Origin of the sequence: Streptomyces sp. H27-H5, from assembly GCF_026627505.1 — a bacterium.
Lineage (GTDB): Bacteria > Actinomycetota > Actinomycetes > Streptomycetales > Streptomycetaceae > Streptomyces.
This window is the reverse complement of sequence record NZ_JAPNLK010000046.1, coordinates 30,071-43,384: the sequence shown is the minus strand read 5'-3', so window position 1 is coordinate 43,384 and position 13,314 is coordinate 30,071. Positions and strand designations below refer to the sequence as shown.

The 13,314-nt window shown below is 70.7% G+C and carries 15 protein-coding genes; 9 read left to right on the top strand and 6 right to left on the bottom strand.

The features are described 5' to 3' along the window. Window positions 1-23 precede the first annotated feature (23 nt). Together OTB19_RS22935 and OTB19_RS22930 are read right to left on the bottom strand one after the other, a co-directional pair. A complete protein-coding gene (locus OTB19_RS22935) occupies window positions 24-1,436 on the bottom strand; it encodes a sensor histidine kinase (RefSeq protein WP_267800231.1) in 1,413 nt (470 codons plus the stop codon). A 12-nt stretch (window positions 1,437-1,448) separates the two neighbouring features. Then, window positions 1,449-2,153: a response regulator transcription factor gene (locus OTB19_RS22930; RefSeq protein WP_267800230.1), complete on the bottom strand. Its 705-nt coding sequence runs from the start codon at window positions 2,151-2,153 to the stop codon at window positions 1,449-1,451. A gap of 317 nt (window positions 2,154-2,470) precedes the next feature. Between OTB19_RS22930 and OTB19_RS22925 the strand changes: the two genes are divergently transcribed. The 8 genes from OTB19_RS22925 (at window position 2,471) to OTB19_RS22895 (ending at window position 8,719) form a co-directional block, all read left to right on the top strand. Beyond that, complete coding sequence (locus OTB19_RS22925; protein ID WP_053682266.1) at window positions 2,471-3,256, top strand: amino acid ABC transporter ATP-binding protein; 786 nt, start codon at window positions 2,471-2,473, stop codon at window positions 3,254-3,256. 109 nt (window positions 3,257-3,365) lie between these two features. Then, on the top strand, window positions 3,366-4,220 hold the full coding sequence (locus tag OTB19_RS22920) for a glutamate ABC transporter substrate-binding protein (protein ID WP_267800229.1): 855 nt from the start codon (window positions 3,366-3,368) through the stop codon (window positions 4,218-4,220). Between the two features lie 83 nt (window positions 4,221-4,303). Beyond that, a complete protein-coding gene (locus OTB19_RS22915) occupies window positions 4,304-4,978 on the top strand; it encodes an amino acid ABC transporter permease (RefSeq protein ID WP_053682264.1) in 675 nt (224 codons plus the stop codon). Continuing rightward, window positions 4,975-5,859 (top strand): amino acid ABC transporter permease, encoded by an 885-nt coding sequence (locus tag OTB19_RS22910; protein WP_267800228.1) that lies wholly within the window; start codon window positions 4,975-4,977, stop codon window positions 5,857-5,859. Before OTB19_RS22915 ends, OTB19_RS22910 begins: the two co-directional genes overlap by 4 nt. A 169-nt stretch (window positions 5,860-6,028) precedes the next feature. Further along, the gene (locus tag OTB19_RS22905) at window positions 6,029-7,615 is read left to right on the top strand and encodes an FAD-dependent monooxygenase (protein ID WP_267800227.1); all 1,587 of its coding nucleotides are present in this window, start codon (window positions 6,029-6,031) and stop codon (window positions 7,613-7,615) included. Window positions 7,616-7,648: 33 nt separating this feature from the next. Further along, complete coding sequence (locus OTB19_RS43690; protein WP_311318651.1) at window positions 7,649-7,735, top strand: putative leader peptide; 87 nt, start codon at window positions 7,649-7,651, stop codon at window positions 7,733-7,735. Window positions 7,736-7,811: 76 nt separating this feature from the next. After that, window positions 7,812-8,330, top strand: coding sequence for a cysteine dioxygenase (locus tag OTB19_RS22900; RefSeq protein WP_267800226.1), 519 nt, complete (start codon window positions 7,812-7,814; stop codon window positions 8,328-8,330). Beyond that, entirely contained in the window at window positions 8,327-8,719 is a 393-nt protein-coding gene (locus tag OTB19_RS22895) for a rhodanese-like domain-containing protein (protein WP_267800225.1), read from the top strand. The genes OTB19_RS22900 and OTB19_RS22895 overlap by 4 nt, the downstream gene beginning before the upstream one ends. Window positions 8,720-8,837: 118 nt before the next feature. Here OTB19_RS22895 and recX read toward each other — a convergent pair whose 3' ends face one another. Together recX and recA are read right to left on the bottom strand one after the other, a co-directional pair. Beyond that, entirely contained in the window at window positions 8,838-9,425 is a 588-nt protein-coding gene (gene recX / locus OTB19_RS22890) for a recombination regulator RecX (protein ID WP_267800224.1), read from the bottom strand. A gap of 3 nt (window positions 9,426-9,428) precedes the next feature. Next, entirely contained in the window at window positions 9,429-10,547 is a 1,119-nt protein-coding gene (gene recA, locus OTB19_RS22885) for a recombinase RecA (protein ID WP_267800223.1), read from the bottom strand. A gap of 388 nt (window positions 10,548-10,935) precedes the next feature. On the opposite strand from recA, the gene OTB19_RS22880 reads away from it, so the two are divergent. After that, window positions 10,936-11,445: a DUF2199 domain-containing protein gene (locus tag OTB19_RS22880; protein ID WP_267800222.1), complete on the top strand. Its 510-nt coding sequence runs from the start codon at window positions 10,936-10,938 to the stop codon at window positions 11,443-11,445. A gap of 110 nt (window positions 11,446-11,555) precedes the next feature. Here OTB19_RS22880 and OTB19_RS22875 read toward each other — a convergent pair whose 3' ends face one another. Continuing rightward, window positions 11,556-12,395 (bottom strand): S1 family peptidase, encoded by an 840-nt coding sequence (locus OTB19_RS22875; protein ID WP_267800221.1) that lies wholly within the window; start codon window positions 12,393-12,395, stop codon window positions 11,556-11,558. Window positions 12,396-12,676: 281 nt separating this feature from the next. Beyond that, on the bottom strand, window positions 12,677-13,099 hold the full coding sequence (locus OTB19_RS22870; protein ID WP_267800220.1) for a DUF3052 domain-containing protein: 423 nt from the start codon (window positions 13,097-13,099) through the stop codon (window positions 12,677-12,679). Window positions 13,100-13,314: the final 215 nt, after the last annotated feature.

Sequence of the window (13,314 nt, the reverse complement as noted above, 5' to 3'; positions counted from 1 at the left end):
TCCGCGTGGGAGTCGGTGTACGGCTAGTCCGCGTGGGGGTCGGTGTGCGGCACGGCCACCGTCACCCGCAGTCCGTGCGGCGGGTTCGTCTCGTACGCGAGGGACCCGCCGCCCGAGGCGAGGAGGGCACGGGAGATGGACAGGCCCAGCCCGGATCCCTTGACGTTCTGGTGGCGTCCGCTGCGCCAGAAGCGGTCGCCGACGCGCAGCAGTTCCTCGGGGGTGAGTCCGGGGCCCCGGTCGGCGACGGTGACGAGCGCGGAGCGCCCCTGGGTGGAGACCTCGACCTCGACGCGTTCCCCGCGGGGGGTGAACTTGAGGGCGTTGTCGATGACGGCGTCGAGGGCGCTGGACAGGGCGATGGGGTCGGCCCAACCGGTGACGGCCTCCGGGCCGGGTTCGGTGAGTTCCACGCCCTTCTCCTCGGCGAAGGGGCGCCAGGCGGTGACCCGCTCGGCGGCCAGCCCGCCGATGTCGATCAGGCAGATCTCGGCGGCGGCGTGCTCGGCCAGGGCCAGGTCGAGGAGGTCGTCGAGGACCTGGGTCAGGCGTTTGCCTTCGGTGCGCACGGAAGCGATCTCCTCGTTTCCCTCGGGCAGTTCGAGGGCAAGGAGTTCGATCCGCAGGAGCAGCGCGGCGAGCGGGTTGCGCAGTTGGTGGGAGGCGTCCGCAACGAACGCCCGCTGCTGCTCCAGCACCTCTTCGACGTTGTCCGCCATCTCGTTGAACGAGTGGGCCAGGCGTCGCAGTTCCGGCGGTCCGCTGTCGGCCGCGACCCGGGAGTTCATCTTGCCGGTGGAGATGCCGTGGGCGGCCGCGTCCAGGGTCTGGACGGGCTTGAGCACCCAGCTGGTGAGTCGCAGCGCGGCTCCGAACGCGACCAGCATGGCGGCGGCGAGGCCGCCCGCGATGAGGAGCCAGCCCTCCAGGATCCGGCCCCGCATCAGGTCGGTGGGCGATTCGGTGGCGACGACGGCGACGACGTCGCCGTCGAGGACGACCGGGGAGACGACGAGGAGCTTGCCGTGGGTCTGCCAGGGCCACACCTGGCCCGGGTCGTGGCTGCGTCGACCGGCGAGGGCCTCTTCGAAGGCGCGGCGCCCTTCGCCGGACTCGGGGAGCTGCCACCAGCCGGGGGCGCGGGCCATCGCGTTGTCGTCGCGGTAGAAGATGCCGACGCGGATGCCGTACAGCTCCTGGTAGCGGGCGAGTTCCAGTTGGAGGGTGTCGCGGCGTTCGTCGGCGCCGGTGGAGCCGGAGCCCTCGGCGTCGATGACGAACTGGGCGAGGGCGGCGAAGCGGGCGCTGTCGTCGATCCGGTCGACCACGACCCGCTGCTGTTGTCCGGCGGCGAGGCTGACGGCGAGCGGGAAGCCGAGCGCGAGCAGGACGCCCGCCATCAGGACGACGAGGAGCGGAAGCAGTCGGGCGCGCACGACGGGACCCCGCTAGGGGGCGGCCGGGGTGACGAGCCGGTAGCCCACCCCGCGGACGGTTTCGATGAGTGCGGGCATGCTCAGCTTGGAGCGCAGCGAGGCGACGTGGACCTCCAGGGTCCGGCCGGTGCCTTCCCAGCTGGTGCGCCACACCTCGCTGATGATCTGTTCGCGACGGAAGACGACGCCGGGTCGCTGCGCGAGCAGGGCCAGCAGGTCGAATTCCTTGCGGGTGAGCGGTACGTCGGCGCCGTCGACGGTGACCCGGCGGGTGGGCAGCTCGATGCTGACCGGGCCGAGTCGGACGATGGCGGGGGCTCCGGTGCCGGTGGCGGCGGCCTCCTCGGAGGCTCCGGTGCGCCGGGCGACGGCGTGGATCCGGGCGAGGAGCTCGCCGGTGTCGTAGGGCTTGACCACGTAGTCGTCGGCGCCCATGTTCAGGCCGTGGATGCGGGAGCGCACGTCACCGCGGGCGGTCACCATGATCACGGGGGTGGCGGTGCGCTTGCGGATCTTGCCGCACACCTCGTAGCCGTCCTGGTCGGGCAGGCCGAGGTCGAGCAGGACCACTCCGAAGGGCGGGGCGTCGGCCGGCAGGAGTGCCTGGAGTGCCTCCTCGCCGTTGCGGGCGTGGGTCACCCGGAAGCCGTGCCGGGCGAGGATCGCGGACAGCGCGGCGGCGACGTGGTCGTCGTCCTCGACGAGCAGCAGTCTCACTGCGTCACCCTTCCCTCGTCCGTCCCGTCCGGTCGGCGGGTGGCGCCGTTGTGGCGGTTTTCTTGCGGCGTCATGTCGGTTTCATGGCCACCATGCATCCACGCTGATGCAGAGTCCCACGTCAAGGGACTTCCGCGCCCGCGAGTCTTCCGTTATGCACCCGGTACGAGTACAGGGGTGCCGTCGCGGGCGTCGCGCACGGAGCGTATCCGGGCGAGGCCGGATCGTTATGCTCAATTCTCCCTCAGATGTGATGACGGTGTGCGCACCTCGTCACTACTGTCCTCCCAACCGACGGAGGACGGAGCAAGAAGCCGATGAGCGGAGTATCAGTGACCAAGGACGTGCAGGACGCGGCCGCTGCCGCGGACAGCCTGGTCGTACTGAGCAACGTCAACAAGCACTTCGGCGCGCTGCACGTGCTTCAGGACATCGATCTGAGCATTGCCCGCGGTGAGGTCGTCGTGGTGATCGGCCCCTCGGGATCGGGCAAGTCCACGCTGTGCCGGACGATCAACAGGCTGGAGACCATCGACTCGGGAACCATCACGGTCGACGGCAAGGAACTGCCCTCCGAGGGCAAGGAATTGGCGCGACTGCGAGCCGATGTCGGCATGGTCTTCCAGTCGTTCAACCTGTTCGCGCACAAGACGGTCCTGCAGAACGTCATGTTGGGCCAGCTGAAGGTCCGCAAGACGAACGCGGCGGAGGCGACGGAGAAGGCGAAGGCGCTGCTCGACCGCGTCGGCGTCGGTTCCCAGGCGGACAAGTACCCGGCGCAGCTCTCCGGTGGTCAGCAGCAGCGCGTGGCGATCGCCCGCGCGCTGGCGATGGACCCGAAGGTGATGCTGTTCGACGAGCCGACGTCGGCTCTCGACCCGGAGATGATCAACGAGGTGCTGGAGGTCATGCAGCAGCTCGCCCGGGAGGGGATGACCATGGTGGTCGTCACGCACGAGATGGGCTTCGCCCGCTCCGCTGCCAACCGGGTCGTCTTCATGGCCGACGGGAAGATCGTCGAAGAGGCGGTGCCCGAGCAGTTCTTCAGCAACCCCCGCAGCGACCGCGCGAAGGACTTCCTGTCGAAGATCCTGCATCACTGACGCTCGCGTCTGGTAGTGATCCGGTGTCAGAACCCTGACACGACCGGGCCCGCCGACGCGGCACGTCTCGCTCGGCGTTCAACCACGTCTCACCCGAGGGAAGTTCACCATGAAGCTTTACAAGGCCGGTGCGGCCGTCGCCGCGGCCGTGGCTCTCGCCCTGACCGCGACCGCCTGTGGCGGCAGCGGGGACAAGGCGACCGGCGACGCCGGTTCGAGCGGTGGCGGCAAGAAGGACAAGGTCGTCATCGGCATCAAGTTCGACCAGCCCGGTGTCGGCCTGAAGACCCCGGACGGCAAGTACACCGGTTTCGACGTCGACGTGGCGACCTACGTGGCCAAGGAACTCGGTTACCAGCCCGACCAGATCGAGTTCAAGCAGGCCATCAGCGCCGAGCGCGAGAACCTGATCTCCAACGGTGACGTGAAGTTCGTCGTCGCGAGCTACTCGATCAACGAGAAGCGCAAGGCGAAGGTCGACTTCGCCGGCCCGTACCTCCTCGCGCACCAGGACCTGCTGGTCCGCGCCGACGACACGTCGATCACCAAGCCCGAGGACCTGAACAAGAAGAAGCTCTGCTCGGTCACCGGCTCCACCTCGGCGCAGAACGTCAAGGAGAAGCTGGCCCCGGAGGCCGACCTCAAGCAGAACGCCGGTTACTCCGAGTGCCTGACCGCCCTGGAGAGCAAGGCTGTCGACGCCCTGACCACGGACAACTCGATCCTGGCCGGCTACGCCGCCCAGGAGAAGAACAAGGGCAAGTTCAAGCTGGTCGGGCTGAGCCTGAGCAACGAGAACTACGGCATCGGTCTGAAGAAGGGCGACAAGGAGCTCCAGACCAAGATCAACGCCGCGCTCAAGAAGATGGTCTCGGACGGCGCCTGGGAGGCGGCCGTGAAGAAGAACTTCGGCCCCGCCGGCTACAAGAACGAGCCTGCCCCGCAGATCACCGAAGGCAGCTGATTCCTCGGTGAGGAGCGTCGCCGCCCGCCTGCCGCGGGCGGCGGCGCCCCCCACCGGCCATCCTGGGGAGAGCGCAGGGCAACGTGTTCGACTTTCTTGATTCCGGGCAGTACGACGTGCTCGGAGCCTTCTGGGTGACGGTTCAGCTCACCCTCTACTCGGCGATCGGGTCCCTCATATGGGGCACCGCCCTGGCGGGGATGCGGGTCAGCCCGGTCCCGCTGATGCGCGGTTTCGGCACCACGTACGTCAACGTGGTGCGCAACACCCCGCTGACCTTGGTGATCATCGGCTGCTCGCTGGGCCTCAGCGAGACCCTCGGCATCACCCTGGGCGGCACCACGTTCAAGGAGACCGGTTTCCGACTGGCGGTCCTCGGACTGACGGCCTACACCGGCACCTTCGTCTGTGAGGCGCTGCGCTCGGGCATCAACACGGTGCCCGTGGGGCAGGCCGAGGCGGCGCGCGCGCTGGGCCTGAGCTTCTTCCAGGTGCTCCGGCTGATCGTGCTCCCCCAGGCCTTCCGGGCGGTCATCGCGCCGCTCACCAACGTACTGATCGCACTCACCAAGAACACCACGGTGGCTGCGGCCATCGGCGTGGCCGAAGCGGCGCTACTGATGAAGGAAATGATCGAGAACGAGGCCGACGCGCTCTTCGCCGTCTTCGGGGTCTTCGCCCTGGGCTTCGTCCTGCTGACCCTGCCCACCGGCCTGCTGCTGGGCTGGGTGGCCAAGCGAGCGGCGGTGAAACGATGACGTCCGTGCTGTACGACGCACCGGGTCCGAAGGCGAAGGCCCGGAACTGGATCTACTCCGGCGTCTTCGTCGTGCTCCTCGGCCTCGCCTTGTGGTGGGCGCTCGGCCTCATGGCCGACAAGAACCAGCTCGACGCCGAGAAGTGGAGCCCCTTCGTCACCGACAGCCAGGTCTGGACGACGTTCCTGATCCCCGGCCTGCTGGAGACCCTCAAGGCCGGCGTGATCGCCATGGTGATCGCCCTGCCGCTGGGCGCCCTGCTGGGCATCGGCCGGCTGTCCGACCACGCCTGGGTCCGGGTCCCCGTCGGCGCGTTCGTCGAGTTCTTCCGCGCCATCCCGGTGCTGATGCTGATGCTGTTCGGCTACGCGCTGTACGTCCAGTACACGGGCGTGTCCTCCGACTTCCGCCCGCTGTACGCGGTGGTCACGGGCCTGGTGCTGTACAACGCCTCGGTCATCGCCGAGATCGTCCGGGCGGGCGTGCTGTCCCTCCCGAACGGGCAGACCGACGCCGCCAAGGCGATCGGCATGCGCAAGGGCCAGACCATGGTCCACGTGCTGATCCCGCAGGCCGTCACCGCGATGCTGCCGGCCCTGGTCAGCCAGCTGGTCGTGATCCTCAAGGACACCGCGCTCGGCGGCACGGTGCTCGGCCTCGGCGAGCTGATGTCGATGTCCCGGCAGATCTCGGCGAACTACAGCAACACGATCGCGACCTTCGTGGTGATCGCGCTGGTCTACGTCGCGGTCAACTTCGCCCTCACCAGCTTCGCGTCCTGGCTGGAGAGCCGGCAGCGCAAGTCGAAGCGGGGCACCGGCGCCGTGGTCCCGGCGCAGGTCGACGACATGGCCACCGGCGCGAACAGTGGTGGCGCCTGACCGACGGGTCGACTGACACCAAGTCAGTCCTGGTGCGTAGCCTGTGTGGTGCGGCGGAGACCTTCCGCCGCACCACACCGCGTTGCCCCGACGAGTGTCACTTGACGCAGGCACTTCCAGTCGGTTGCATACGTTGTGTGATCACATACCGGACATCGGGAGCCGCGTCATGGACCCGGTGATCGTCGTCGGTGCGGGCCCCGTCGGGCTCGCGCTGTCCCTCGCGCTGGCCGGCGCAGGCGTACCCACCGTCGTACTCGACGAGGGCCCGGGCAAGGACGACCCCCGCCCGGCCCGCTCCGTCGTCCTGCACGCCGACACCGCCGCGATGGCACACCGCCTCGGCTGTACGACGCTGCGCGACGAGGGCGCCTACTTCGCCGCGTGGCGCACCATGCGACGCGGCCGGGACTCGGGCCGGATCACCTTCGAGGACCACCCGGCCCCGCTGCACCTGCCCCAGCACGCCCTGACGCGCGGACTGCGCGACGCCGCCGGCGCGCACCCGCTGGTCCGGCTGGTGACCGACTGCCGACTGGACGCGCTGGAACAGGACGAGCGCGGCATCACGGCGCACACCCGGGGCGGCGAGACGACCTGGTGGCGCGGCAGCCACCTCGTGGGCTGCGACGGGGCCCGTTCCACCGTCCGCAAGCTGCTCGGGATCCGCTTCCCCGGCCGGACCGCCGTGGAACGGCACGCGGTGGCCGCGCTGCGTACCGAACTCCACTGGCCCGGCGAGGCGTTGCTGCACCGCGGCGCGGACCACGAGGTCACCGCCCGCCCGCTGCCCGACGGGGTCTGGCGGCTGGACTGGCTGCTCCCCTCGCGCGGCGAACTCGTCACCCCGGACGCCCTGGTGACCCTCATCCGGGACACCCTCGCGGCCTGGTGCGGCGGCACGACTCCCCCGTACGACCTGATCGACACCGGGGTGCACACCCTGCACCACCGGCTCGCCCGGCGCTGGCGCGACGGCCGTGCCTACCTCGCCGGGGACGCGGCGCACCTGCTGGGCGCGCTCGGCACCCAGGGCGTCGAGGAGGGGCTGCGGGACGCCGAGAACCTGGCCTGGAGGCTGGCGGTGGCCTGGCACCAGGGGGCCTCCGAGGCGCTGCTCGACGGGTACGAGGACGAACGGCGCAGGGCGGTCGCCGCCCGGCTGCGGGCCGCCGACCAGGCCATGCCGGCGCTGCGCGGCGGGGGCGGCCTGCGCACCTACCTCCCCGGTGCGGCCCGTTCCGCCGAGGGCCTGCTCACCGACGGCCACCTCGGCCGGGGACCCCTGGGCGCGGAGCCCGCGTACGCCCCCCCGGTGGCGGTACGGGAGGTCCCGACGGCCACGGAACCGGGCGGCCCGGTGGCCGACGTCCCGGTGACCGCCCCCGACGGCACCACCGTGCCGTTGCGCGACCTGCTCGGGCGGGGCCGGCTGCTGGTGCTCCTCGTCGCCCCGGGCACCGGGGTGTGGGACCGCCGGCACTGGCTCGGCGCCGGCCTGATGCCCCGGCTCGCGGCCGCGGTCGGCGCGCTCCCGACCCGCGCGGACCTGCTGGTCGCGGACAGTTATCCGGGGGCTCCGGCACACACCGTGCTGCTGGTACGGCCCGACGGGCACCTGGCGGCGACCTTCGCGGGGGTCCGGCCGGCGGAACTGTACGAGGCGGCGGACGCCGTCCGCGGCGGGGCGCCCGAACCGGCGCGCGCGCCCTCGATCACCCCGGCCGTGACCACACCCACCTCCGTGATCGATTGACCGGTCTCCCGTCCACGTGCTTCACTCGCGGACATGACCGGCAACGACGTACGCCTGTGGCGGAGGGTTCACATGGACCTGCTCCGCTACGCGGGCTGCGTGTGTCGCCCTTCCTGTTGATTCGCCCTTTCCCCCGCGCGCCCCGTGCCCTTTCGGGCCCGCGCGCATCTTCGCGAACCTCCAGGACGGTCATTCCATGTCTTCCCCCACCCTGATCTCGGCCGGTCCGACGACCGCCGAGCTTCTCGACTTCGCGCTGCGCACCGCGGCGGACCCCGAGATCGTGGGCTCGCTCCCGCTCGACCCCGAAGGCCGTACGTGGGTACGGCTGGACGGGCCCGGCGGCAGCGAGGCCTGGCTGATCGGTTGGCCTCCGGGCACCGGCACCGGCTGGCACGACCACGCCGAGTCGCGGGGCGCGTTCGCCACCGCGCGCGGCCAGCTCACCGAGCACTCCCTGGCCGTCCGCCTTCCCTCCGAGGGCTGGAAGTCCCTCGAACTGGCGCCGGACGTGGACCGCAGGCGCGATCTGACGGAGGGCACGGGTCGCGGCTTCGGCCCGCACCACGTGCACGAGGTGCTCAACGAGTCCCCGGCCGAGCACGCCGTCTCCGTCCACGCGTACTACCCGCCGCTCCCGTTGATCCGCCGCTACAGCCGCAGCGGGCAGATCCTGCGGCTGGAGCACGTCGAGCGTCCGGCGGACTGGCAGTGAGCGCCGCACCGGAGGGCATCGACGCCCTCGTCGACCGCCTCAGGACCACCTACGCCCGGGTCTCGCCGGAACGGGCGTACGTCGCCTCCCGCGAGGGCTCGCTCCTCGTGGACATCCGGTACCAGGCGCTACGCGAGCGTGACGGGCTGATCCCGGGCGTGCTGGTCGTCGAGCGCAACGAACTGGAGTGGCGCCTCGACCCCCAGGGGTCGCACCGGCTCCCCGAGGCGACGGGACATGACATCGAGGTCGTCGTCATCTGCAACGAGGGCTACGCCTCCACCCTGGCCGCGGTCTCCCTCCACGCCCTGGGGCTCCACCGGGCGACGGACCTGACGGGCGGCTTCCAGGCCTGGAAGTCGGCCGGCCTCCCCACCACTGCCGTCTGACGCACCCTCGCACGCGCCGGCCCGGGCGTCACGGCCCGCCGATGTAGGCCGCCGGCCCGCTCCCGGAGGCCGTGCCGGCCCGCCGCCCGTCCCCCCGCAGGCCGGGCCGGGGGCCGGTTCAGCTGCCGGGGTACCCCGGGGCGTCGGCGTCGTCGACGTCCTCCGTCTCCAACGCGCGGCGGACCACCCGCAGGGCCATGCCCTCCGGGTACCCCTTGCGGGCCAGCATCCCGGCGAGGCGCCGGATCCGCTTGTCCCGCTCCAGGCCCCGGGTCGAGCGGAGCTTGCGCTCCACGAGCTCCCGGGCCGTCTCCTCCTCCTGCTCGGAGTCCAGTTGTTCCAGCGCCTCCTGCACGAGGGTGGCGTGTACTCCCTTGGTCCGCAGCTCCTGCGCGAGCGCCCGTCGCGCCAGACCGCGGCCCCGGTGGCGGGACTCCACCCAGGCGCCGGCGAAGGCGGCGTCGTCGATCAGGCCCACCTCCTCGTACCGGGAGAGGACCTCCTGCGACACCTCCTCGGGGATGCCCCGCTTCTCCAGGGCGTCCGCGAGCTGCCGCCGGGTTCGCGGCATCCCGGTGAGCAGGCGCAGACAGATCGCCCGCGCCTGCTCCTCGGGGCTCTGGGGCGGCAGCGCGCCGCGGGCTTCACGACCGCCCTCCCGGCGGCCCTCCCGACCGGCTCCGCCGCCCCTTTCCTGCTCCCGCACGGGTCAGCTCTTGGCTACGGCGGCCTTGGCCGTCGTCTTCGCCTTCGATGCCGTCGGCGCGGGCACGGCCGCGGCATCGGCGGGGGCGTCCGCGCCGGCCTCGGCGGGGGCCGCCTCGGCGTCCTTGCGCACGCCCACGCCCAGCTTCTCCTTGATCTTCCGCTCGATCTCGTCGGCGAGAGCCGGGTTGTCCTTCAGGAAGTTGCGGGCGTTCTCCTTGCCCTGGCCGAGCTGGTCACCCTCGTACGTGTACCAGGCGCCGGCCTTGCGCACGAAGCCGTGCTCCACGCCCATGTCGATCAGGCCGCCCTCGCGGCTGATGCCGTGGCCGTAGAGGATGTCGAACTCGGCCTGCTTGAACGGCGGCGCGACCTTGTTCTTGACGACCTTGACGCGGGTGCGGTTGCCGACCGCGTCCGTGCCGTCCTTCAGGGTCTCGATACGGCGGATGTCGAGACGCACCGAGGCGTAGAACTTCAGCGCGCGACCACCGGTGGTGGTCTCCGGCGAGCCGAACATCACGCCGATCTTCTCGCGGAGCTGGTTGATGAAGATCGCGGTGGTCTTGGACTGGTTGAGGGCACCGGTGATCTTCCGGAGCGCCTGGCTCATCAGTCGGGCCTGGAGACCCACGTGGGAGTCACCCATCTCGCCCTCGATCTCCGCGCGCGGCACGAGCGCCGCGACGGAGTCGATGACGATGAGGTCGAGGGCACCGGAGCGGACCAGCATGTCCACGATCTCCAGCGCCTGCTCGCCGGTGTCCGGCTGGGACAGGATGAGGTTGTCGGTGTCGACGCCGAGGGCCTTGGCGTACTCGGGGTCCAGCGCGTGCTCGGCGTCCACGAAGGCGACGGTGCCGCCGGCCTTCTGGGCGTTGGCCACGGCGTGCAGGGTCAGGGTGGTCTTACCGGAGGACTCCGGTCCGTACACCTCGATCACACGGCCGCGGGGGAGCCCGCCGACGCCCAGGGCGATGTCCAGCGCGGTCGATCCGGTGGGGATGACCTCGATGGGGTCGTTCGGCTTGTCGCCGAGGCGCATGACCGCACCCTTGCCGAATTGCCGTTCAATCTGTGCGAGAGCGGCGTCAAGAGCCTTCTCGCGGTCGGTGCCTGCCATGGGTTCCACCCGATTTGCTTGAGTCGATCGCTTCACGCCATTGACGCTAACGCCTGCCACTGACAATGCGCTCCCACGCACTGCTCAGCTGTGGATAACTCATGAGAATGGATGTTCGATTTCCCTGTCAAGCGCACCACGCCCACCCCGTCCCCCTCCCCTCCGACCTGCCGTGACGGCCGGCGCGGACGCGAGGAGGGCACGCCGACCCGCCCCTCGGGTGGGTCGGCGAACAAGGATCCGGAACGATCGACTCCGCCGTTCCCGGCATGCACGGCGGGCCGGGTCGGGAGACGGCCGCTCCGGCGGACGAACCCGAAGCGGCCGGCATCGGGCGGGCGAGCGGCCCGGGGGCCTCCCGGCCGGGTCGGGTCATTAGGCTCGCGGCATGGCCAACGATCTCGGATTCACGTGTTCACGCTGCGGCGAGCACCACGCGGAGCTCCCCCTGAGCTACTCGACACCGGCGCCCGAGGCCTGGAATCCCGCCTTCGAGGCGGATCCGGACAGCACGCTGTCGTCCGAGCAGTGCGTCATCCAGGGGCGGCACTTCTTCATCAGGGGTCTGATCGAGATACCCGTGGTCGACAGCGGCGCCGTCTTCTCGTGGGGCGTCTGGATCTCGCTCAGCCAGGAGAACTTCGGCCGCGCCCTCGACCTGTGGCACACGGAGGGCCGCGAGGCCGAGAAGCCGTACTTCGGTTGGCTCAGCACGGAACTCGCGCTCTACTCCCCCGGCACCGTCAACCTGAGGACGACCTGCCACACGCGCCCGGTGGGGCAGCGCCCCTTCATCGAGCTGGAGCCCACCGCGCACCCCCTCGCGGTCGAGCAGCGCACCGGGATCACCCTCGACCGGGTCCGCGAGATCGCCGCGGCCGTGCTGCACCCGGCCTGACCGGCCCGGCGGCGAGGCGGCGGCGCCCGGGCGGCGGCGTAAACGTACGACCGCCCGCCCCCGCGCGCACCGGCGGACGGCGGACGCGGCGACGGGCGGTCGCGGGAGCGCTACGGCTTGGGCAGCGCGCAGCCCGGCCGGTTCAGGTCGATCACGTTGCCTGCGCCTATGCAGGGGACGATCGTGTACGTCTCCTGGGCGTAGTTGATGCCCCGACGGACCGTCACGTTGCCGTCCTGGTCCACCTCACAGGGGTTGTTGTCGGTGCACCGGCCGCCGTCCTCGTTGCCGGTGTTGTTGACGGCGACGACCTTGCCCGTCGTCGTGTCGATCACCGGCGAGCCCGAGGTGCCGCCGATGGTGTTGCAGGCCGAGGTGTAGCGGACCGAGTCCTTCCAGGTCCACTCGCCCTCCTTGAGGCGGTAGGCGAACCCGTCGACGTTGCAGGTGTAGGTGCGCTTCCAGTACCCCGACACCACCTTGATCGCCGACCCCTGTACCGGGCGGACGTCGTTGAGGGTGAGCGCGCCGATGCCGTACTGGCTCTGTATCTGCGCGTACGTCTTGGTGAGCTGGTAGAGCGAGACGTCCGTGTCGGTCATCGTGGCGTACGCGATCTTGCTCGCCCTGAGGGTCGCCACCTTGGAGCCCGAGGCGTTGAGAAGCGAGAAGGAGCGGCTGGACGCCTGGTCCTTGACGACCTCGCCGGCCGCCGGGAAGCCGGTCTCCAGGCAGTGCCCGTTGGAGAGGACCAGGGCGGGGTCGTTCGGTTGGGAGGCGGGGGCGCGGACGACGGAGCCGGAACAGTTGCTGAGCGCGACCGTTCCCGCGAAGGTGACCGCGACGGCCGGGGCCGCCTTCTCCTCCAGGGGTACGGAGGCCACGGCCGGGGCCGCCGCCGCTCCGATCAGGAGCACGGAGAGCAGGGCGCCGGCGAGAGGCTTGTTCACGTGGGGGGTTCCCCTCTCGAATCGAGGGCTGGGTTCGCCCGTGACAATGCGACCGAAGATCCTTCGGTTGTCATGCGCATTGTTAAGAGGTCACGGCCAACCCACAAGAGGGCGTGGCGAGTCGACGAAAGGCGTTATCACCGAAGGCGTGGCCGGATCCGAACCCCGCATCCCCCGCCCGATCCCCCGCGCCGACGCGACGCGACCGGACGCGAAAGACCGGTCGATCCACCCCTCGGGCGGATCGACCGGTCACCGGGCGGACGTCGCCGCCGCCCGCCCTACCTCCGGGACTTGGGGGCGGTGAGCCTGGCGCCGGCCCAGCGCTTGGTCACACTGACCGGCCGGGCCTGCGAGAGACCGGCCGTCGTCACGGCCTCGGCGATGTCACTGGGCTCGACGTGTCCGTCCAGTCCGACCTTCGGGGTGAGGAGCCAGATCACGCCACCGTCCTCCAGCAGCGCGATGCAGTCGACGAGCCCGTCGGTGAGGTCGCCGTCCTCCTCCCGGAACCACAGGAGGACGACGTCCACGACGTCGCCGTAGTCCTCGCCGACCAGTTCCTGACCGATGACCCGCGCGATGCCCGCGCGCAGTTCCTCGTCGACGTCGTCGCCCAGGCCGATCTCCTGGACGACCTGGCCGGGCTCGAATCCGAGCCGGGCCTCGGGGCCGCCCGTCCGCTCGTCTTCCGATGTCGTCACTGCGGTCTCCTCCACTCCGGGCGCGCCCATCGCGCACGTGCGTAACGTAGCCGATCCGATACGGAACGTGGTGCGCGGAGCGTGGCAGTCGGCCCTGCGGACGCGCCGAACCTCCCCCGATCCGGCCGCGCCGCCCCCGGAGCCGGAGCGGTCGACGAGCATGCAGGTGACAACCCAGGGTTGACAGTCGCTCGACTGTCAACCTACGGTTGCCT